At 72.6% G+C, this 20379-nt stretch carries 18 protein-coding genes; 10 read left to right on the forward strand and 8 right to left on the reverse strand.

Translation table 11 applies throughout. From position 1 onward, the window contains the following. Positions 1-14 precede the first annotated feature (14 nt). Both ACY34M_RS19975 and ACY34M_RS19980 read right to left on the reverse strand, forming a co-directional pair. Positions 15-1247: a GNAT family N-acetyltransferase gene (locus ACY34M_RS19975; protein ID WP_462722319.1), complete on the reverse strand. Its 1233-nt coding sequence runs from the start codon at positions 1245-1247 to the stop codon at positions 15-17. A 125-nt stretch (positions 1248-1372) separates the two neighbouring features. Beyond that, the gene (locus ACY34M_RS19980; protein ID WP_462722318.1) at positions 1373-1975 is read right to left on the reverse strand and encodes an RNA polymerase sigma factor; all 603 of its coding nucleotides are present in this window, start codon (positions 1973-1975) and stop codon (positions 1373-1375) included. Between the two features lie 152 nt (positions 1976-2127). On the opposite strand from ACY34M_RS19980, the gene ACY34M_RS19985 reads away from it, so the two are divergent. Further along, a complete protein-coding gene (locus tag ACY34M_RS19985; protein WP_462722317.1) occupies positions 2128-3159 on the forward strand; it encodes a MerR family transcriptional regulator in 1032 nt (343 codons plus the stop codon). Here the strand turns inward: ACY34M_RS19985 and ACY34M_RS19990 are convergent. From ACY34M_RS19990 to ACY34M_RS20000, 3 genes are all read right to left on the reverse strand, one after another. After that, positions 3134-4495, reverse strand: coding sequence for a cryptochrome/photolyase family protein (locus ACY34M_RS19990; RefSeq protein WP_462722316.1), 1362 nt, complete (start codon positions 4493-4495; stop codon positions 3134-3136). The two genes, ACY34M_RS19985 and ACY34M_RS19990, sit on opposite strands and share 26 nt — an antisense overlap. 53 nt (positions 4496-4548) lie before the next feature. Then, positions 4549-6099: an SDR family oxidoreductase gene (locus ACY34M_RS19995; RefSeq protein WP_462722315.1), complete on the reverse strand. Its 1551-nt coding sequence runs from the start codon at positions 6097-6099 to the stop codon at positions 4549-4551. Between the two features lie 91 nt (positions 6100-6190). Next, complete coding sequence (locus ACY34M_RS20000; protein ID WP_462722314.1) at positions 6191-8152, reverse strand: hypothetical protein; 1962 nt, start codon at positions 8150-8152, stop codon at positions 6191-6193. Between the two features lie 176 nt (positions 8153-8328). On the opposite strand from ACY34M_RS20000, the gene ACY34M_RS20005 reads away from it, so the two are divergent. From ACY34M_RS20005 to ACY34M_RS20025, 5 genes are all read left to right on the forward strand, one after another. Then, positions 8329-8778 carry an ATP-binding protein gene (locus ACY34M_RS20005; protein WP_462722313.1) on the forward strand — a complete coding sequence of 150 codons (450 nt, stop codon included), beginning with the start codon at positions 8329-8331 and terminating at the stop codon, positions 8776-8778. A gap of 148 nt (positions 8779-8926) precedes the next feature. Next, entirely contained in the window at positions 8927-10312 is a 1386-nt protein-coding gene (locus tag ACY34M_RS20010; RefSeq protein WP_462722312.1) for an FAD-binding oxidoreductase, read from the forward strand. A gap of 173 nt (positions 10313-10485) precedes the next feature. Continuing rightward, on the forward strand, positions 10486-11847 hold the full coding sequence (locus ACY34M_RS20015) for a polysaccharide deacetylase family protein (RefSeq protein WP_462722311.1): 1362 nt from the start codon (positions 10486-10488) through the stop codon (positions 11845-11847). A gap of 50 nt (positions 11848-11897) precedes the next feature. After that, positions 11898-12776, forward strand: a complete 879-nt coding sequence (locus tag ACY34M_RS20020; protein WP_462722310.1) for a universal stress protein — start codon at positions 11898-11900, stop codon at positions 12774-12776. 56 nt (positions 12777-12832) lie between these two features. Continuing rightward, on the forward strand, positions 12833-13336 hold the full coding sequence (locus ACY34M_RS20025; protein WP_462722309.1) for an FBP domain-containing protein: 504 nt from the start codon (positions 12833-12835) through the stop codon (positions 13334-13336). A gap of 4 nt (positions 13337-13340) precedes the next feature. Here the strand turns inward: ACY34M_RS20025 and ACY34M_RS20030 are convergent, their stop codons facing one another. Both ACY34M_RS20030 and ACY34M_RS20035 read right to left on the reverse strand, forming a co-directional pair. Further along, the gene (locus ACY34M_RS20030) at positions 13341-14165 is read right to left on the reverse strand and encodes a family 1 encapsulin nanocompartment shell protein (protein ID WP_462722308.1); all 825 of its coding nucleotides are present in this window, start codon (positions 14163-14165) and stop codon (positions 13341-13343) included. A gap of 5 nt (positions 14166-14170) precedes the next feature. Then, a complete protein-coding gene (locus ACY34M_RS20035; RefSeq protein ID WP_462722307.1) occupies positions 14171-15166 on the reverse strand; it encodes a Dyp-type peroxidase in 996 nt (331 codons plus the stop codon). 344 nt (positions 15167-15510) lie between these two features. Here ACY34M_RS20035 and ACY34M_RS20040 point away from each other — a divergent pair, with 344 nt between their 5' ends. From ACY34M_RS20040 to trpS, 3 genes are all read left to right on the forward strand, one after another. Then, the gene (locus tag ACY34M_RS20040; protein ID WP_462722306.1) at positions 15511-16551 is read left to right on the forward strand and encodes an NAD(P)-dependent alcohol dehydrogenase; all 1041 of its coding nucleotides are present in this window, start codon (positions 15511-15513) and stop codon (positions 16549-16551) included. 79 nt (positions 16552-16630) lie between these two features. After that, on the forward strand, positions 16631-17857 hold the full coding sequence (locus tag ACY34M_RS20045; RefSeq protein WP_462722305.1) for a cytochrome P450: 1227 nt from the start codon (positions 16631-16633) through the stop codon (positions 17855-17857). 192 nt (positions 17858-18049) lie between these two features. Further along, positions 18050-19120: a tryptophan--tRNA ligase gene (trpS, locus tag ACY34M_RS20050; protein WP_462722304.1), complete on the forward strand. Its 1071-nt coding sequence runs from the start codon at positions 18050-18052 to the stop codon at positions 19118-19120. A gap of 185 nt (positions 19121-19305) precedes the next feature. Here the strand turns inward: trpS and ACY34M_RS20055 are convergent, their stop codons facing one another. Then, a complete protein-coding gene (locus tag ACY34M_RS20055; RefSeq protein WP_462722303.1) occupies positions 19306-19587 on the reverse strand; it encodes a zinc-ribbon domain-containing protein in 282 nt (93 codons plus the stop codon). Positions 19588-19826: 239 nt separating this feature from the next. Between ACY34M_RS20055 and ACY34M_RS20060 the strand changes: the two genes are divergently transcribed. Further along, entirely contained in the window at positions 19827-20318 is a 492-nt protein-coding gene (locus tag ACY34M_RS20060; RefSeq protein WP_462722302.1) for a peptidylprolyl isomerase, read from the forward strand. Positions 20319-20379: the final 61 nt, after the last annotated feature.

The following is a 20379-nucleotide window of genomic DNA, read 5'->3' on the forward strand; positions in this document are numbered from 1 at the left end:
TCGGCGCCCTGAGATCAGAACGTGTCGCCGGTGTGCGGCAGCAGCTCCGTGCGTAGCGCGGCGTCGAGCATCGACGCCGCGCCCCGCGTGTGCTCCGCCACCAGGCCCGCGCGCACCAGGGCCGCCACCGGCGTCGCCCCCATGTACGCCGTCGCCAGATCACGGGCCTCCAGGGTCAGATCGGGCGCGTCGTCCGTGGGGACGTACGAGAATCCGTCCGGCGACGCGATCAGCCGGAACGTCCCCGCGTTCGCCGGGAGCCGCGCGTCACGGACCGCGAGCGCCACATCCACCGGCGCCGCCCAAGCGCGGGCCGCGAGCGCCGCGCGCACGTCCACCAGACGCACCCACAACGCCGGTTCGACACTCTTCACCTCGACCTGATCGAGGTCGGCCGCGAACAACAGCAGCGGATCGTCCACCGGCCGCCCGTACGCGCGCACCGTGCCCGTCAGATCGATGTCCGCGAGATACCGCCACAGCGCCGCCGCCACCTCGGGCGTATCGGCCTCCAGCTCCTCGACACCCACCAGGCCGGGGACGCCCCGGCCCCAGTCGCCCGACTTGGTGCGGTAGATCGCGTACCCGGCCAGCGGATCGCCGAGCGTCACCACGCGCGGCGGCGACAGGTCCTCGTCCTCCTCGTCCTGGCGCGCCAGCCACTGCTCGCGCCACCAGGCCTCCGTGCGCGCCTGACGGCCCGCGCGCGGCCCGCGCGCCGACTCGAAGTACGGCGCGAGCACCGCGGGCGCCGCCGCCGCGTCGAGCAGCCGCAGCGGACGCTCGTCGGGCGCGATGCGCAGCCCCAGCGCACGCCGCGAGTCGATCTCCACGGTCGCGCCGTACGTACCGGGCCCGAAGCCGAACCGGCCGTAGATCGACGCCTCCGACGCCCACAGCGAGGCCAGCGGCGCGCCGTGGTCCGAGCAGCGGACGAACAGCTCGGACATCATCGCCGACAGCACTCCGCGCCTGCGGTGCGTGGGCGCGACCGAGACGAACGTCAGGCCGGGGCAGGGCAGTTCGCCGCCGCCCGGCACCGTGACGCTGAAGGGGTGCGCCGCGGCGAAGCCGACCAGTTCCTCGCCGTCGTAGGCGCCGACCCGCAGGCAGTCGACCAGCGAGTCCCGCTGCTGCTTGCGGCGGTCGTCGTCGGGCGACTCGTGAAAGACGAGATGGGCGAGCGCCAGGGCACGCTCGATGTCGGACTCGGGTACGTCACGGAGGCGGACGGAACCAGTGTTCATGATCATCGACTGTAGTGCCGGCCCTCCCGTACCCACCTCAGCGGCGCCGATTCCGCTGAGGTGGGCCGGCGGCGGGGTCCGGGCCGCCGGGGAGCTTGTACGGGCGCTCGTGGAGCCGGTACAGGTCATGCGCGATCGTGTCCGCCGCGCAGCCGGTCGCCCAGGCGCCGCATGCCGCGCCGGGCATGGCTCTTGACCGTGCCCAGCGGCCAGCCGGTGCGCTGCGCGATCTGCGGCTGCGTCAGATCCTCGTAGAACGTCAACCGCAGCACCGTGCGCTGCGTGCTCGGCAGGCGCGCCAACTCCTGGGACACCAGGACCCGCTCGACGACGCCCGACATGCTGTCTCCGCTCGGGGCGCAGCGGCCGAAGTGGACGGAGTGCCGGGCGACCGCCGCCTCGAACAGGGCCGCGCGCCGGGCGCGGTCGGCCAGCGCGTCCGCCACCCGGTGCCGCGCGATGCCCGTCAACCAGGCGGCCGGCGGGCCCATCTCGGGCCGGTACCCGGACCGGCCGCGCCAGGCGGCGAGGAACACCTGCTGCATCACGTCCTCCGCCTCGCAGCGGTCGCCGAGCGCCCGCTGTGCGAGGCCCCGCACCAGCGGCGACCACCGTCGGTAGACCTCGGCGAGGCAGTCCGTGTCACCCGCGGCGAGACCTCCCGCGAGGACGGCGTCCGACACCTCGCGCGGGTCGACGCCCCGCGCCGGCAACCCTGCGTCCCTCAATGCCCCGTCAACTCCCTGAAGCGGTCCCGAACTCGACTTGCGATGGCCAGGACCGGACGTGCACGCTGCTCGCCGGGTCACGGCCCGGTCATCCTGGAAAGCGTCGCCGCAACTCGACAACCCGCATCGCTTGTGCGTCGTATCGTGAGCCGATGGACGAGGGGCAGGACCAACACGACGCGGTCGTGGACGACATGGCACCGCCACGGGCGGCAAGCGCGGAAGCGACCTCCACGGCGGCCGGCGTCACCACCGGCGCGCTCGCCAGGCGGCTCGGGGTCTCCCCGACGACCCTGCGCAGCTGGGACCGCCGCTACGGCCTCGGGCCCGCGCGGCGGCCGACGGGGCACCACCGGCGCTGGACCGACGAGGACATCGCGGTCGTCGAGGAGATGTGCCGACTGACCACGACGGGCCTGCCGCCCGCCGAGGCCGCGCGTCTCGCGGGCAAGCGACTCGTGACGGAGCCCGCCGGGCTGCCGCTCCAGCGCCTCGCTCCCGCCGTCACGCCCGCGTCGCCGGCCGCGCTGGAGCGCCAGTGCCGCGGCATCTCCCGCGCGGCGATCCGGATGGACACGCCGACCCTGCAGAACCTGCTGACCGACGCCGTCGCACAGTACGGACTCGTCACGGCCTGGCAGGACGTGATGGCGCCCGTCCTGCACGCGGTGGGCCGCAAGTGGGAGGAGGCCGGGGACCGCTACGTCGAGGTCGAGCACCTCCTGTCCTGGCACGTCTCGCGCACCCTGCACCGCGCCGCCGACGCCGCCGAGTCCACCCTCGCGCTGCCGCCGCTGGTCCTCGCCTGCGTCCCCGCCGAACAGCACGTGCTGCCGCTGGAGGCACTCAGCGCCGCGCTGAGCCAACGGGGCCTGCCGCAGCGGATGTTCGGCGCCGCCGTGCCCGTCGAGGCGGTGGCGGCGGCGGTACGCAGGACCGGACCTCGCGTCGTTGTGCTGTGGGCGCAGGCCCGCTCCACGGCGAGCGTGCCGCTGGCCCGGCACCTCGCCGAGACCCGCTGGGGCGTACGCGGCGCCCGCGGCAGGCCCACCGTGATGCTGGCGGGACCCGGCTGGGTGGGGCGCGGAGTACGCGGGGCGCTGCACCCGCCGACGCTGCCGGCGGCGCTCGAACAGATCCAGCGGTACTACCCGGAGATCAGTCGAGCCCCCGGGCCCGCTTGAACCGGGCCAGGCCGTCCGGCAGGTCGACGATCGGGTCCGGATAGTCGTCGACCGCGGCCCGGTCCAGGCCGGTCAGCTTCCACGGCGTGTGCACCGCGGGGCCCTCGACCCCGGCCAGCTCCGGCACCCAGCGCCGCACATAGGAGCCGTCCGGGTCGTAGCGCTTGGCCTGCGTCACCGGATTGAGCACCCGGTTCGGACGGCTGTCCGTACCGGTGCCCGCCATCCACTGCCAGTTCAGCTGGTTGTTCGCGACATCCCCGTCCACCAGCAGCCCCAGGAAGTAGCGAGCGCCCACCCGCCAGTCCACGTAGAGCGTCTTGACGAGGAACGACGCGGTGAGCAGCCGCCCGCGGTTGTGCATCCAGCCCTCGTGGTGCAGTTGCCGCATCGCCGCGTCGACCACCGGATATCCGGTACGCCCCTCCTGCCACGCCTCGATCTCGCTCGGCGCCGAGCGCCAACGGTCGTGCTGCGAACGGTAGTCGGCCTGCGCGGCATCCGGCCGCGCCGCCAGCACCTGGTGGTGGAAGTCCCGCCAGGCCAGCTGCCGCACGAACGCCTCCGGGCCGGGGCCGCCCGCCTCACCGGCCCGGTGCGCGGCCTCGACCGGGCCCACCGTGCCGAAGTGCAGATGCGGCGAGAGCTTCGAGGTGGCGTCGCCCGCGAGGTCGTCGTGCCGGTCCTCGTACGAGGCGATCCCCGAGCGCAGCCAGTTGGTGAGGAGCTGGCGGCCGACCCGCTCACCACCCTCGGCGAGCCCCGGCGACACCCCCTTCACGTCCGCCCGCTCGGGGAGGGGCGCGGAGCCCACGTGGTCGGGGACCGGGACCGAGCGCGGCGCCCGCACGACGGCCCGCAGCCCGTGCTGCGCCCAGTGCCGGTGATAGGGCGTGAACACCGCGAAGTGGTCCCTGGCGTCCGGAGTGACGGCGCCGGGCGGGACGCAGGTCACGACCCCGTCGTGCGCCACCAGTTCGCAGCCGAGGCCCTGCAGCGTGTCCCGCAGCCGGTCCTCCCTGTGCCGCGCGTAGGCCGAGACCCCGCCCGCCATGTGCACGGCGGACGCGCCGACCTCGGTCACCACCTTCGCCAGCTCCTCGACGACGTCGCCGGAGCGCAGCACGAGGCGCCCGCCCCGGTCCCGCAGCTCCGCGTCCAGGTCCCGCAGACAGTCGGCGAGGAATGCCTCCCGGTTCGGGACCACGAAGGAGCCCATCCCGGTGTCCCGGACGAACAGCGGCACCACCGCGTCGGCCCCGGAGAGGGCGGCCCGCAGCGGAGGGTGGTCGTGCACCCGCAGATCGGAGGTGAACAGGACGACACGGACGTGCACAAAGACTCCTGACGTAAAGGGCGAGACGGCTGGAAGGGGGGCAGCGGGTTGCGTCAGCTCTTCCCGGCCGAGGACCGGCGCGGATGCACCGCCCCCTCGGGGGGTGCGTTGCCTGCACCGGCCCGTTCCGCCGTGGACGCGACGTTGCGTGCCATCCCGCCGAACACCACGGTGTGGAACGGCGCCACGCTCCACCAGTACGCCTGGCCCGCGAGTCCGTGCGGATGGAAGAGCGCCCGCTGCCGGTAGCGGGACCGCCCCTCGCCCACCGGTTCCACGGACAGCTCGAGCCAGGCGAGGCCCGGCAGCCGCATCTCGGCGCGCAGCCGCAGCAGCCGGCCGGGCACGATCTCCTCCACCCGCCAGAAGTCCAGCGAGTCGCCGACCCGCAGCCGCGCCGCGTCCCGCCGCCCGCGCCGCAGCCCGACGCCGCCCACGACCCGGTCGAGCGCGCCGCGCACGGCCCACGCCAACGGGAACGAGTACCAGCCGTGCTCCCCGCCGATGCCCTCGACGACCTCCCACAGCCGGTCGGCCGAGGCCTCGACGATCCGCTCCCGGTCGTCCGTGTACAGGCTGCCGCCCGCCCAGTCCGGGTCGGTGGGCAGCGGATCGCTGGGGGCGCCCGGCAGCGCGGCGGACGACCAGCGGGTGACGACCTGCGCCTCCTGGATCCGGCGCAGCGCCAGCGTCACCGCCTCGTCGAAGCCGATGGCGTCGCCCGCGGGGAACGTCACGTACTGCTTGATGTCGTCCTCGTGGCAGACGACCTCGTGGCGCAGCGACTCGGTCAGCGGGCGGGCGATGGACGCGGGCACGGGGGTCACCAGGCCGACCCAGTGGCTCGACAGCGTGGGGCTGAGCATCGGTACCCCGATCACGATGCGCCGGGGCAGATGGGCCGCTGCCGCGTACCGGAGCATCATGTCGCGGTACGTCAGCACGTCGGGACCGCCGATGTCGAAGGCGCGTGAGACCTCCTGCGGCATCACCGCGCTGTCCACGAGGCAGCGCAGCACGTCGCGGACCGCGATGGGCTGGATCCGGGTGCGCACCCAGCTCGGCGTCACCATCACCGGCAGCCGCTCGGTGAGATAGCGCAGCATCTCGAACGAGGCGGAGCCCGAGCCGATGATCACGGCTGCCCGCAGCACCGTCGTCGGCACGCCGGAGGCCAGCAGGATGTGGCCGACCTCCGCCCGAGAGCGCAGATGCGGCGACAGCTCCCGCTCCGGTACGCCCTCGGGCGTGAGACCACCCAGATAGACGATCCGCCGCACACCCGCCCGGCGGGCCTCCTCGGCGAAGATCGTCGCCGCCTCGCGGTCGGTGCGCTCGAAGTCCTCGCCCGTGCCGAGGGCGTGCACCAGGTAGTACGCGACGTCGATGTCGCGCAGTGCGTCGGCGGTCGACGCGCGGTCCGTGACGTCTCCGCGCACCACCTCGACGTCACCGGCCCAGGGGTGGTCCCTGAGCTTGTCGGGGGAGCGGGCCAGGCAGCGCACGTGGTGCCCCGCCGCCAGCAGTTCCGGGACGAGCCGGCCACCGATGTAGCCGCTCGCGCCGGTGACCAGGCAGCGCTGCCCGGCATGGTCCGCGTTCATGGGATCTCCCTCGCTCGCCCCCTTTGACCACGGTCGGCCCCATGAACGGATTCCGCATCAACGGCGCGGGCGGATGCACCCGTCCCGGCGGTCAGCGCCGCTCGGGTGCCACCTCCTTCAGCTCCTCTCCGGTGTCGAGGCGGGCCGACACGCGGACGCTGCCGTTCTCGGGCGCGCGCACCGCGAGCGTGCGGCCCTTCTGGTTCTCGTCCACCGGTCCGCTCGTCTCGATCCGGGTGACCGCCCGGCTGCCGGCGGCCACGAGATACCAGTGGTTCTTCGGCGACTTCCACCGGGCGCCCGCCACCACGTGCTGGCCGAACCGGCTGCACGCCGCCGTCGACCGGGCCAGACCGACGAACTGCGCCGGTGCGGTGGCGGACGGGGCGGGCGCGCGCAGCAGCAGGACCACGTCGCCGGGGCCGCGCCACGTGGTGGCGCGCGCACAGGACCACACCGCCTGGCCGCCGCCCTCGGGCAGGCGCTGCTCGGCGAAGTCCCAGGCGTTCACCGCGCGGACGCCGCCGCCCCGCCAGGGCTCGAGCCGACAGGCCGTACGGGCCCACGCGAGCAGTGCCTGGGGGCCGGTCGCCTCGCGCGGCTGGCGCGCCGGGGGCGTGCCGTGACCGGGCAGCGGGGTGTACGTGAGGTGCACGGGGGAGAGCCCGCCGAGGTCGGTGAGCAGGAACGAGTGATGCTCCACGATGCGGTCGGAGGAGCGCAGTTGGAGCACGGGACGCCGTGCGCAGCCCTGCGCGGGCGCGACGGGAACGGCGTCGGTGACCCCGTCGGCCGACACGTCGAGCGGCTTGCCCGGAGTGTTCGGCCGCAGCAGGTCGCGGGTGCTCGCCTCGGCGATCCACGGCGCCGTCAGATAGCGGGCGGAGCCCTTGGAACGGCTGAGCACGACGGCCGCCGCGGTCGTCACGTCGGCGTCGTCGACCCGGCCGATGGCGAGGTCGGCGTCCTTGTCGCCGTCCGGCGCGGTGTAGCGGGCCAGCCGCTCGCCGTCGCTCAGCAGCACCACGGTGCGGCCGTCGACCTCGCCCGCGAACAGCAGTTGCGGCGCCCGGGGCGGAGCGTCTTCCGGCGTGTCCGGGGTCCGCGAGACGCGCACGGCGTCGGAGGGGCCCGCCCACGCGTCGATCGCCTGGTCCAGCAGGGCCTTGTCGTCCGTACGGTCGCCGCGCGCGGGCCAGGCCGTGAAGTCGACCCGCGAGGTGTCGGCCCAGACGTCCTTTCCCGTGCGGGCGAGGTCCGCGGCGGTGATCGCCGAGCGCTCCGGGCCCGCCCGCCCCGTCACCACCGGACGCGGGGCGGCACCGGGTACGAGGAGCGCGACCGCCGCGAGTACGGCCACGGCCCCGACGAGAGCCCCGGCCTTGACCCGCCGCGAGCGTCGCACCAGATCCGTCGGGCGCGTCTGCACCGAGCAGGCGTCGAACTCCTGGGAACGCTGCAGCGCCGACGCGGCCGGGCCCACCTCGGCGTCGAGGGCGACGGACTCCCGCACCGCCGTCTCGGGCTGCGCCACCCCGGCGGCGGCCAGCAGGGCCGCCACGCGCTCCGTGGCCACGCCGTCGACGTGTCGAAGCACGAAGGCGGCGCGCGCGGCAGCCGACGCGCCGGAGAGCGCACGGACGAGCGTGACCTCCTCGGCGCCACCGGCCCGCGGAAACAGCCGCAGTCCCCAGACCACGGGGAGCCGGGGGACCAGGGCGCGGGGCGGCGGGAGCGCGCCGGGCCAGCCGGCGGGGCGGCGCACGACGGAGAGGGTCGCCTCCAGGATCCGTACCCGCAGCGCGTCCCGGGCGACGTCGGCATCGCCCGGGGATGTGCGGGGTCCGGGTACGGCGGCGGGGCGTCGGCCCGGCAGCGCGCGCTGGACAACGGTGTGGGCGAGCAGCACCCGGCGGTGCCGGGTGAAGGAGGAGGGAAGGGTGAGATACGCCAGTCGGACGAGGCCTGTGTACTCCTCCAGCAGGGCGGCCTCGGCCTGGTCGGCGGCTATCCGTGTGCGGGGGATACTGGTGTCGCGACGGAGCTTGGGCATGTCAGGCCTCTCCTGGATGTCCGAGGGGACGCTGTGTCGTCCTTCGATCGGACAAACGAGCTTCGGGTGCGTCGGTCACCCCGTCGGATCCGGGAGGACTGCGCCGCCTCAAGTGGGGTATCAGCAGGCTGCGGGAGCCTCACCCTCACTGAGGCAGACAGTTGAGAGAGACACGTATGACCGAGTACTTGGACGGGACAGTGGTCCCCAGCGGCTTCGACACCCCAGTCGAGCCGCTGCGGAGGACGACCCACTATTCCGGTGAGCCGGGCTGCATCGCGCAGGCCCGCGCCTTCGCCGAATCGTTCCTGGCGCAGCTGACCCAGGAGTGGTGCGTGGCCCTCGACCGCGTCACCGCGGGCGAGGTCCTCCTCGTCGTCAGCGAACTGGTCACCAACGCCGACCGGCACAGCCTGGGGCCCTACCTCCTGGAACTCGAGGGAACCGCGCGGCACATCACGGTCACCGTCTGGGACAGCAGCGCCAGCGTGCCGCTGCGCTACCCGCGGGACCCGGCCCGCATCGGCGGGCACGGCCTGGAGATCGTGCACGCGCTCGCCGCCGTCAGCGTGGAGCGCGTGCCGGTCGGCAAGCGGGTGTGCGCGGTCTTCACGCTCTCCGCCTGAGCGCACGGCTCGATCCGGGGGCGCGCAGGTCGCCGTAAAGCGCCTCGAAGGCGTGTTCCATGATGGGGAGGCAGGCATCCGCCGACTCCCCGGTCGGGCGGACACGTATCGGAGGCACGACATCAACACCGCAGACACGACAGGCACGGTGAGCGAACTCGCCGCCGCGCTCCCGGACAGCACCCTCGTCACCGATCCGGACGTGCTCGCGTCCCTCGGCCACGACGACGCCGAGTGGGCGCCGATGGGCCGGCCGCTCGCCGCGGTGCGCGCCACGTCCGCCGAAGAGGTCGAGTCCGTGGTGCGCGTCTGCGCGGCCCGGCGGATACCGGTCGTCACCAGGGGCGCGGGCACAGGCCTGTCGGGCGGGGCCAACGCCGTCGACGGCTGTCTCGTGCTCGACGTGTCGAAGATGAACCGCATCCTGGAGATCGACACCGAGAACCTGATCGCGGTCGTCCAGCCGGGTGTCGTCAACAACGACCTCAAGGCCGCCGTCGCCGAGCACGGCCTGTGGTACCCGCCGGACCCGGCCAGCGCCCCCTGGTCCACCATCGGCGGCAACGTCTCCACGAACGCGGGCGGCCTGTGCTGCCTGAAGTACGGCGTCACCCGCGACTACGTCCTCGGCCTCGAGGTCGTCATGGGCGGTCCCGTGGGGGAGTACGGCAGCCGGGTCAGGCTCGGCCGACGCACCACGAAGGGCGTCGCGGGCTACGACCTCACCAGCCTGTTCGTCGGCTCCGAGGGCACCTTCGGCGTCATCACCGAGATCACGGTGAAGCTGCGGCCCGCCCCGGCCGCCGAGCCCCGGACCGTCGTCGGCAACTTCGACAGCCTCGTCGCGGCGGGCGCCGCGGTGGCCCTCGTCACGAGCCGCGGCCTCGCGCCCGCGGCCCTCGAACTCCTCGACCGCGCCTGCATGGAGGCCGTCGAGAACTGGAAGCACCTCGGCATCGAGGCCGGAGCCGAGGCGATGCTCCTGGCCCGTGTCGACGCCCCCGGGGACGCGGGCGAGACCGAGGCGAGCGCGATCGCCGACGCCTTCCGGGAGGCCGGCGCGCTGTGGGCGGAGCAGTCCACCGACGCGGTCGAGGCCGAGGCCCTGTTCGACGTACGGCGCCTCGCGTACCCCGCGCTGGAGCGGCTGGGGCCCGTGCTCACCGAGGACCTGTGCGTGCCGCGGTCCGCCGTGCCGCAGATGCTCGCGACCATCGAGAAGATCGGGCGCAGGCACGGCGTGCGCATCGCGACCATCGCGCACGCGGGCGACGGCAATCTGCACCCCCTGCTGATCACCGAGCCCGGCGACGAGGCGGAGCGGATCGCGGCGCAGGCCGCGTTCGAGGAGCTCCTGGAAGCGGCGATCGCCGCGGGCGGCACCGTCACGGGCGAGCACGGCGTCGGCCTGCTCAAGCGGGGCGGCATGCGCAGCGAACTGGGCCCCGCCGTCTGCGCGTTGCAGCGCGCCGTGAAGCAGACCCTGGACCCGCTTGACCTGTTCAACCCCGGCAAGGTCGTCGGCGAGGACTGAGCCCGCGGCGACCCCGGGGCCCGGCATCCCAGCAGCCCACCGCGTGGCAGCACTTTCCGCGGCACGCCGTCCCAAATGAGGCAATTGTCCGTTTATCCGCCCTACGGTGCGGGGGTCGGTGTCCGTGTGGGGGGCACACAACGCCCCCTGGCCGGGGCGCGGATTGGGTTGCCATGGAGTTCGAAGAATCCGGTCGGTCCAGCGGAATCAGTCGCAGACGCGTAGCACGTCTGGGCCTCGGCGTCGGTGTCGGCGCCGCGGCCGGGACCCTCGCCGGCTGCGGGACGAGCGGCGGCAGCGGCGGCAAGGAGGAGAACACGCCCCAGGCAGGCCCGGCCCGCCGGCCCGAGCGCCCCGCCAAGAAGGCGCTGCCCCGGCTGATCGGCGACGGTTCGACCTCGTACACCGGCAGGCAGCCGAAGCAGCCCGCCGCGCCCGCCGCGCTCGAACCCGGCCAGACGCCACCGCAGTTCGTCGTCTTCTCCTGGGACGGCGCGGGCGAGGTCGGCAACGGCCTGTTCCCCCGCTTCCTCGAACTGGCGAGGCAGCACGACGCCCGCATGACGTTCTTCCTGTCCGGGCTTTACCTGCTGCCGGAGTCGCAGAAGCGCCGCTACCTGCCGCCGGGCAACCCCGTCGGGGCCTCGGACATCGGCTACCTCAGCGATCCGCACGTGAAGGAGACGCTGAAGTACGTCCACCGGGCCTGGCTCGACGGGCACGAGATCGGCACCCACTTCAACGGGCACTTCTGCGGCGGAGCGGGCTCCGTCGCCAACTGGAGCTCCAAGCAGTGGCGCAGCGAGATCGAGCAGGCCCGCACCTTCGTCAAGTCCTGGCGCACGCACACCGGTTGGCACGACCAGCCGTCGCTGCCCTTCGACTACGACAGAGAACTCGTCGGCGGCCGCACCCCCTGCCTGCTCGGCCAGGAGAATCTGCTCCCCGTCGCGCGCGAACTCGGCTGGCGCTACGACGCCTCCTCGCCCGGCGGACAGCAGCGCTGGCCCGGGAAGCGGCACGGCATCTGGGACCTGCCCCTGCAGGGCGTCCCGTTCCCCGGCCACAGCTTCGAAGTGCTGTCGATGGACTACAACATCCTCGCCAACCAGTCGAAGAACTCCACCCGGGCCCCCTCCCACAACTATCCGGGCTGGCGCACCCAGGCGACGCAGGCGTACCTCACCGGGTTCCAGCGCGCGTACGAGACGAACCGGGCGCCGTTCTTCATCGGCAACCACTTCGAGGAGTGGAACGGCGGCATCTACATGGACGCCGTCGAAGAGGCGCTCAAGCGGATCGCCGACAAGGCCGGGAGCGGCGACGTACGGCTCGTGTCCTTCCGGCAGTTCGTCGACTGGCTCGACGCGCAGGACCCGGCCGTCCTCGCCCGGCTGCGCGAGCTTCAGGTGGGCGAGCGCCCGGCGGGCGGCTGGAACCGGTATCTGCGACCGTCGAAGAGCCCGGCGACACCCGGCGCGACGAGTAAGTCGGGCGCTGCCGGACAGACAGCTACCGGACAGCCGACCCGCTAGACGACCGACGTGCTGAACAGAAGACTTCGAAGAGACGAGGAGGCGGTGCGATGACCCGGCCCATCACCGCGGGAGTGGACGGATCCCCCGAGAGCGCGGCGGCGGCAGCCTGGGCCGCGCGGGAGGCGGTGCGGCGCGGACTGCCGCTGCGCCTGGTGCACGTGGGCGAGCCCGCCCCCGACACCCTGCTGCTGGCCGCGGACGAGTCCGCGATCACGCAGTGGGCGGGCGATCTGCTCGCCGACACCGAGCAGGAGATCGCCGAACGCCACCCCGGACTCGCGGTCACCACCGACGTCCTCGACGGGGACGGGCCCGCCGCGGCCCTGATGGACGCCGCCCGCGACGCGGAGGCCCTGGTGCTCGGCTCGCGCGGGCACGGCGTGATCGTCGGCTTCCTCCTCGGCTCGGTCGGCCAGCAGGTGCTGACCAGGGCGGAGCGGCCGGTCGTGCTCGTGCGCGCGGGCGACGAGGCGTCGGCCGAGGCGAGCGGGCGCGACGTGATCGTCGGGCAGGAAGGCGAGCCCGAGGACAGCGCCGCCGCGATGGAGTTCGCCTTCACCACCGCGCAGGCGCGGGGCGTCGCCGTGCGGGCGGTGCGCGCGTGGAGCCTGCCGCCGGTGTTCTCCTACAGCCCCGGCTCGCTCGCGCTGCTCGACGACGCGGGCGGCATGGAACCGTACGAGAAGAAGGCCCTCGCCGCCGCGCTCGCCCCCTGGCGCGAGCGCTTCCCCGACGTCCCGGTCCGCGAGCACGTCGAGATCGGCAGCGCGGGGCAGGTGCTGCTCTCGGTCGCCCCCGAGTCCCAGCTGCTCGTCGTCGGCCGCCGCGCCCGCCGCACCGCCGTCGGCTCCCGCATCGGCTCGGTCGCCCACGCGGTGCTGCACCACGCGCCGTGCCCGGTGGCGGTGATCCCGAACCCCGCCTGACGGCGGCGCGGATATCCGGATGCATGATCGGCGAGCGGCTTTGTAAGGTCCACTGCGTGGAACCACTCAGCGACAAACAGATCCGCTCGTCCTTCGTGAACTGCACCAAGGGCGAGGCGACCCGTATGCGCCTGCCCCTCGACTTCGCCGAGCTGCCCTGGCAGGACCTGGACTTCCTCGGCTGGGTGGACCCCGGCGCGCCGCTGCGCGCCCACATCGTGCGCCCGACCGGCGAGGGGCCGCTCGGCATCACCCTGCGCGTCCCGCAGAGCGGGCGCACCAGCGCGATGAAGTCCAGCCTGTGCCAGATCTGCCTCACCGGGCACGCCTCGTCGGGCGTCTCTCTGTTCGCCGCTCCGCTCGCCGGGGCCCGCGGCCGCGAAGGGAACACGGTCGGCCTCTACGTCTGCGCCGACCTGGCCTGCTCCCTGTACCTGCGCGGCAAGAAGCAGCCGAAGCTGCGCGCGGGCCGCTACGAGGAGTCGCTCACGCTGGACGAGCGCGTGGACCGGGCCCTCGGCAACCTGGACGCGTTCATCGCCAGGGTCCAGGGGAGCTGAGGGCTCAGGCCTTGAGCGCGACCACGGCCTCGTCCGTGTAGGGCAGGAACGTCAGGGTCTCGTGGAAGTACAGCTCGACGCTGTGCGCGTCGTGCCCGCTGTAGCCGATCGCCAGGTCCTGGCCGAGCCGCAGCTCGAAGTCGCCGCCACGCGTCGACAGGACGAACGCGCCGTTCAGCGCAGGCGCCCAGATCAGCTCGCCGTCGAGGATCCGGCCGAGGTGGTTCGCGATCGGATAGCCGTGGTCGGAGGTCTCGCTGACCGCCGTGTACGCGTCGGCGCCGAGCAGCAGCGCGTACGGGCGGCCGACACCGGCCAGACGCAGCGCCGTCAGCGCCCGGCTGATCGTGTCCGGGTAGTCGCGGGCCTCGGCCGGCAGGCTCAGGACCGGGTTCGAGGTGCGCTCGCGCAGCCCCTCGATGCCCGCCGCCGCGTACCCGTCGAAGATCGCCTGGTCCTCGGCGTACGCCATGGCGCGCGCCGCGTCCTTCACCGGCTGCCAGTCGGAGTCCTTGGAGCCGCGCTCCACGTCGTCCACGGCCTCACGGCTCACCGTGAACGGCACCCGCAGCTCGACCAGCGGCTGCACGCCGCGCAGGCGGGCCGTGACGCCGGGGGCGGGCGGCGCGATGTCGGCGAGGTGGCCGGTGCCGACGGCCGAGAGCTCGGCGCCGTCCGGGCCCGTGACGTCGACGACGCGGCGGCCCGCGACATGGCGCTCGAAGGTGCGGGACGCCTCCTCCTGGATCTCCGCCCAGGCGGCGGGGGTGATCGGGGCCAGTTCGCGGTGCAGATTGTTGCTCGGGGTGGGGTTCGGGGCGGTGCTCATGGTCTTCAGGCTCCTTTGAGGCTGCCGATGCCGAGGGATCCGACGGTGGGGTCGGCGGTCGCTGCGCCGGCCGGCGGCTCGGGCAGGTCGTCGAGGAAGTCGGCGCTCGGCACGTGGAACAGGCATCCGGTGACCGCGGTCGAGAAGTCGAGGATCCGGTCGTGGGTGCCCGGCGGATCGCCGAGGAACATGTTGCGCAGCATCCGCTCGGTGACGTCCGGGGTGCGCGCGTAGCCGATGAAGTAGGTGCCGAACTCGCCCTGGCCGACGCTGCCGAAGGGCATGTTCTCGCGCAAGATCTGCCGTTCCGTGCCGTCCTCGTCGACGATGGTGTTCAGCGCGACGTGCGAGTCGGCGGGCTTCACGTCGTCGTCCAGCTCGATGTTCGCGGTCTTCGTGCGGCCGATGACCTTCTCCTGCTCCGTGGAGGGCAGCGCCTCCCAGGCGGCCATGTCGTGCACGTACTTCTGGACGACGACGTAGGAGCCGCCGCTGAAGTCCGGGTCCTCGTCGCCGATGAACACGGACTCCCTGGCGGCCCGGCCGGTCGGGTTCTCGCTGCCGTCCACGAAGCCGAGCAGGTCGCGGTCGTCGAAGTACTTGAAGCCGTGCACCTCGTCGACGACCTTGACGGCGGAGCCGAGCCGGCCAACGATCACGCGGGCCAGCTCGAAGCAGAGGTCCATGCGCCGCGCGCGCAGATGGAAGAGCAGGTCGCCGGGGGTCGCGGGGGCCAGATGACGGGGACCGGCGAGCGCCTGGAACGGGTGCAGCTCGCGCGGCCTCGGCCCGCTGAACAGGCGGTCCCAGGCGGTCGAGCCGATGCCGACGAGACAGCTGAGCGCGGCGTCGCGGTCGCGGAATCCGACGGAGCGGCTCAGCCCCGACAGCTCCTCGAGGGTGTCCCGGACGGCGGGTTCGCCGCCCGGCGCGACGGTGACGACCAGGAAGACGGCGGCCTTCGCGGGCGGGGTGAGGAGGAGGGGCTGAGGCTCGGCCACGGCTGCTCCGGAGGCGTTGGAGGACGTCTGGGGCTTATGTCACCATATGGGCTGCACCGGTCCGCGGCATTCGCGCCCGAAAAGGGCGATCTAAAGCGCAGATGAACTGATGTGTCCGACCTCACGTCCGATCCGTGCCGGGGCGGCGCCAACCACCTGTCACATGATGTTAAAGTTTGAACCAGGCCCCGACCGTTCTCCCCCGTACGGTCGGGGTCCTTCTTGTTTCCGGGGTCCTTTCGGATGCTCCGGGTCTTTTCGCCCGCCTCTGTCCGTGGGCGTGCGCGCGGTCGGTGCCCGGGGTTGCATGGGGTGGCGGGGGACCCCCACGAAGGAGCCCGAACATGAAGGCACTGCAGTACCGCTCCGTGGGAGCGGCGCCCGAGGTCGTCACCGTCCCGGATCCCGAGCCCGGCCCCGGCCAGATCCTGCTCAAGGTCACCGCCGCCGGTGTGTGCCACTCCGACATCGCCGTGATGAGCTGGCCCGCCGAGGGGTTCCCCTACGAACTGCCCCTCACCCTCGGGCACGAGGGCGTCGGCACCGTCGCCGCGCTCGGCGCCGGGGTGACCGGCTTCACGGAGGGCGACTCCGTCGCCGTGTACGGGCCGTGGGGCTGCGGTGCCTGCGCCAAGTGCGCGGCGGGCAAGGAGAACTACTGCCTGCGCGCCGAAGAGCTGGGCATCCGCCCGCCCGGACTCGGCGCCCCCGGCTCCATGGCCGAGTACATGATCGTCGACGACGCGCGGCACCTCACGCCGATCGACGGGCTCGACCCCGTCGCGACCGTCCCGCTCACCGATGCGGGCCTCACCCCGTACCACGCGATCAAGCGCTCGCTGCCCAAGCTGGTGCCCGGCTCGACCGCCGTCGTCATCGGCACCGGCGGCCTCGGCCACGTCGCCATCCAGCTGCTGCGCGCGATGACCGCCGCCCGGGTGATCGCCCTCGACGTGACCGAGGAGAAGCTCGACCTCGCCCGGACCGTCGGCGCCCACGAGGCGGTCCTGTCGGACGCGTCGGCCGCGGACAAGGTCAAGGAACTGACCGGCGGGCTCGGCGCCGAGGCCGTCTTCGACTTCGTCGGCGTACAGCCCACCGTCCAGACCGCGGGCGCCGTCGCCGCCGTCGAGGGCGACGTCACCATCGTCGGCATCGGCGGCGGGACCCTGCCCGTCGGCTTCGGCGCGACCAACTTCGAGGTGAGTGTCGCCGCCCCGTACTGGGGCAGCCGCGCCGAACTGATCGAGGTGCTCGACCTGGCGCGGGCCGGCGCGGTCTCCGTGCACACCGAGACCTTCTCGCTCGACGACGCCCCCAAGGCGTACGAGCTGCTGCACGACGGCAAGATCAACGGGCGTGCGGTGATCCTTCCCCACGGCTGACACCGGGTGGGGGTGTACGTGCTGACGGGCGGTCAATAGGCTGAGGTTTACCGCCCGTTACACCCCCACAGGGAGCCCCATGTCCACCGCGCAGGTCCCCGACATCCTCTCGCCGGAATTCGCCGCCGACCCGTACCCCGCCTACCGTGCGATGCGCGACTCTGCCCCGCTCATCTGGCACGAGGCGACGCAGAGCTGGATCGTCTCCCGGTACGCCGACGTGGAGCGCATCTTCAAGGACAAACAGGCGCAGTTCACCACCGACAACTACGACTGGCAGCTCGAGCCGGTGCACGGCGGCCGGACCATCCTGCAGATGAGCGGGCGGGAGCACTCGGTGCGCCGCGCGCTCGTCGCCCCCGCGTTCCGCGGCAGCGAGTTGCAGGAGAAGTTCCTGCCGGTCATCGAGCGCAACTCCCGTGAGCTGATAGACGAGTTCAGGGGCAGGGGAGAGGCCGACCTCGTCACCGACTACGCGACCCGCTTCCCGGTCAACGTCATCGCCGACATGCTCGGCCTCGACAAGGCCGACCACGCGCGCTTCCACGGCTGGTACACCGCTGTGGTCGACTTCCTCTCCAACCTGTCGGGAGACCCGGAGGTCACCGCGGCGGGGGAGCGCACCCGCGTCGAGTTCGCCGAGTACATGATCCCGATCATCCGGGAGCGCCGCGAGAACCCGGGCGACGACCTGCTCTCCGCCCTGTGCGCCGCCGAGGTCGACGGGGTGCAGATGAGCGACGAGGACATCAAGGCGTTCTGCAGCCTGCTGCTCGCCGCGGGCGGCGAGACCACCGACAAGGCGATCGCCAGCATCTTCGCCAACCTGCTCGCGAACCCGGACCAGCTCGCGGCCGTCCGCGCGGACCGCTCGCTGATCCCGCGGGCCTTCGCCGAGACGCTCCGCCTCACCCCGCCCGTGCACATGATCATGCGCCAGTCGGCCGTGGACGTGGAGCTGACCGGCGGCACCGTGCCCGCCGGGGCCACCGTCACGCTCCTCATCGGCGCCGCCAACCGCGACGAGAACCGGTACAAGGACCCCGACCGCTTCGACCTGTTCCGCGAGGACCTCACCACCACGACCGCGTTCTCGGCCGCCGCCGACCACCTCGCCTTCGCGCTCGGCCGGCACTTCTGCGTCGGCGCGCTGCTTGCCAAGGCGGAGGTGGAGATCGGGGTGAACCAGCTCCTCGACGCCATGCCGGACGTGCGGCTGGCCGACGGCTTCGACCCGGTCGAGGCGGGCGTCTTCACACGCGGGCCCAAGGCGCTGCCGGTGCGGTTCACGCCGGTGGGAGCGTGACTTTCACGCGCCGTGAGATGTACGATTGCGGCATGCATCGTTCCTCGTGCCTGAACTGGTGGCGCCTCACTTAGAGGCGGCCGCACAGTCAAGCACGTACAAGGGCCGTCCCCGGACGGCCCTTTTCTCATGTCCTCCCACCACAGAGGTCACGCCGTCCCGAGGACGCCCGTGACCAGGGGAGAGACCATCATGAGCAGCACCACCGACGCCCTCGGCACGTCCGCCGCGCAGGTCCGCAGCGCCGAGCTCGAACAACTGATCCGCAAGGACCCCGGACAGTTCCGCATCCTCACCGGGGACCGGCCCACCGGGCGCCTGCACCTCGGGCACTACTTCGGCACCCTGCACAATCGCGTACGGCTCCAGGACCTCGGCGTCGAGACCTTCGTCCTGATCGCCGACTACCAGGTCCTCACCGACCGCGACATCGCCGAGAACCTCACGGCGCACGTCGAGGAACTGGTCCTCGACCACCTCGCCGTCGGCATCGACCCCGAGCGCTCCACGATCTTCACGCACAGCGCCCTGCCCGCCCTGAACCAGCTGCTGCTGCCGTTCCTCAGCCTCGTCTCCGTCGCCGAGCTCCAGCGCAATCCCACCGTCAAGGACGAGATCGCCCACTCCCGGCAGTCCGCCGTGAGCGGGCTCATGTTCACCTACCCCGTGCACCAGGCCGCCGACATCCTCTTCTGCCGGGCGAACCTCGTGCCCGTGGGCCAGGACCAGCTGCCGCACCTGGAGGTCACCCGCACCGTCGCCCGCCGCTTCAACGACCGCTACGGCAACGGCACCGAGGTCTTCCCGCAGCCCGACGCGCTGCTCTCCACGGCGCCGCTGCTGCTCGGCACCGACGGCACCAAGATGAGCAAGTCCCGCGGCAACGCCGTCGCCCTGTCCGCGACGCCCGACGAGACCGCGCGCCTGATCCGCGGCGCCAAGACCGACGCCGAGCGCCACATCACGTACGACCCGCAGGCCCGCCCCGAGGTCTCCTCCCTGATCCTGCTCGCCGCCCTGTGCGAGGGCATCGACCCGCACACCGTGGCGCAGGAGATCGGCGCCGGGGGCGGCGCCGCGCTCAAGCGGCGCGTCACCGAGTCCGTCAACGAGTACCTGGCGCCGATCCGCGCCCGCCGCGAGGCGTACGCCCGGGACCGAGGCCTGGTCAGGAGCGTGCTGCGGGCCGGGAACGAGCGGGCGGGGGCGATCGCCGACGCGACGCTCAAGGAGGTGCGGGCCGCCATGAACGCCGACTACTGAGAGGGTGTCGACGGCCGACAAGACGATTCTGCAGACGGCGTGCATGCTCGGCCGGATCGCGGGCAGCAGGAGGGTAGACGCTCAAGCGGCCCACCCCCCCCGGGCGCTCGAGCCTGTGGCCCTGTCGCCCCCTCTCCCCCCCTGGGAGGCGGCAGGGCCCCCTTCATGTCGCAGGGTCCGATCAACTAGCCCTGGTGGTGCTGTTGCTGCTGCGGCGCCCCGGCCTGCGGCCCCGTGGCCTGGGCCAGCATCCCGTCCACGTGCTCTTTGGGCACCTTGTGCGCGGCCCCGCAGAACGTGCACTGCGCCTGGTACTTCGTCGAGACCGGGAACAGCGGGATGAAGAACAGCGTGAACTTCGTGACGAACTTGCGCAGCGTGTGCGCCGCGGGGTTGCCGCAGTTTCCGCACACGTACGTGAGGATCGCGAGCTGGTACGCATAGCCCCGCGTGCCAAAGATGATCATTGGTTCCCTCCCGTGGTGTGGCCGCCGCAGAGCATTCGGCGTCCGCCCGTCATCGTAAGCGGCCGTGCCCTACGGCGTGCGGCCTCTCGGTGAGGGCGTGCAGGCGCGGGACCGGCTTGCGGCCTGAATGCTCGCGCCCCGCAAGCAAGGGGTCACGGAGCGTGCGAATGGCGTACGAAAATGGCCATGGCGACGGGCCGAATCGGCAATCCGGGCTTCGTGATGAAAGGATTGCGTCCATGGCAATCAAGACCTACTTCGACATCACGATCAACGACGAGCCCGCCGGGCGGATCACGTTCAACCTCTTCGAGGACGTCGTCCCGAAGACCGCGGAGAACTTCCGCGCCCTGTGCACGGGCGAGAAGGGCTTCGGCTACGCCGGCTCCTCCTTCCACCGCGTCATCCCGCAGTTCATGCTGCAGGGCGGCGACTTCACCGCCGGCAACGGCACCGGCGGCAAGAGCATCTACGGCGAGAAGTTCGCCGACGAGAACTTCCAGCTCAAGCACACCAAGCCGGGCCAGCTGTCCATGGCCAACGCCGGCCCGAACACCAACGGCTCGCAGTTCTTCATCACCACCATCGTCACCGACTGGCTGGACGGCAAGCACGTCGTCTTCGGCGAGGTCGAGGACGGCATGGAGCTCGTGAAGAAGATCGAGTCCCTCGGCTCGCGCAGCGGTGCCACCTCCGCCAAGATCACGATCGCCGAGTCCGGCCAGCTCTGATCCAGGCCGCACCGGCACGAGGAGCCGGGACCCCACTCGGGGTCCCGGCTCCTCGCATGTT

The sequence above is a fragment of the Streptomyces sp. EDA2-14 genome (genome assembly GCF_054963755.1).

What these genes read in the sequence shown, in the direction of transcription:
- ACY34M_RS20030 (WP_462722308.1), bottom strand. Translation starts at nt 14,165, where the DNA reads ATGAGCACCGCCCCGAACCCCACCCCGAGCAACAATCTGCACCGCGAA.
- ACY34M_RS20060 (WP_462722302.1), top strand. Translation starts at nt 19,827, where the DNA reads ATGGCAATCAAGACCTACTTCGACATCACGATCAACGACGAGCCCGCC.
- ACY34M_RS20015 (WP_462722311.1), top strand. Translation starts at nt 10,486, where the DNA reads ATGGAGTTCGAAGAATCCGGTCGGTCCAGCGGAATCAGTCGCAGACGC.
- ACY34M_RS20020 (WP_462722310.1), top strand. Translation starts at nt 11,898, where the DNA reads ATGACCCGGCCCATCACCGCGGGAGTGGACGGATCCCCCGAGAGCGCG.
- trpS (WP_462722304.1), top strand. Translation starts at nt 18,050, where the DNA reads ATGAGCAGCACCACCGACGCCCTCGGCACGTCCGCCGCGCAGGTCCGC.
- ACY34M_RS20000 (WP_462722314.1), bottom strand. Translation starts at nt 8,152, where the DNA reads ATGCCCAAGCTCCGTCGCGACACCAGTATCCCCCGCACACGGATAGCC.
- ACY34M_RS20005 (WP_462722313.1), top strand. Translation starts at nt 8,329, where the DNA reads ATGACCGAGTACTTGGACGGGACAGTGGTCCCCAGCGGCTTCGACACC.
- ACY34M_RS19975 (WP_462722319.1), bottom strand. Translation starts at nt 1,247, where the DNA reads ATGAACACTGGTTCCGTCCGCCTCCGTGACGTACCCGAGTCCGACATC.
- ACY34M_RS19985 (WP_462722317.1), top strand. Translation starts at nt 2,128, where the DNA reads ATGGACGAGGGGCAGGACCAACACGACGCGGTCGTGGACGACATGGCA.
- ACY34M_RS20040 (WP_462722306.1), top strand. Translation starts at nt 15,511, where the DNA reads ATGAAGGCACTGCAGTACCGCTCCGTGGGAGCGGCGCCCGAGGTCGTC.
- ACY34M_RS20045 (WP_462722305.1), top strand. Translation starts at nt 16,631, where the DNA reads ATGTCCACCGCGCAGGTCCCCGACATCCTCTCGCCGGAATTCGCCGCC.
- ACY34M_RS20055 (WP_462722303.1), bottom strand. Translation starts at nt 19,587, where the DNA reads ATGATCATCTTTGGCACGCGGGGCTATGCGTACCAGCTCGCGATCCTC.
- ACY34M_RS19995 (WP_462722315.1), bottom strand. Translation starts at nt 6,099, where the DNA reads ATGAACGCGGACCATGCCGGGCAGCGCTGCCTGGTCACCGGCGCGAGC.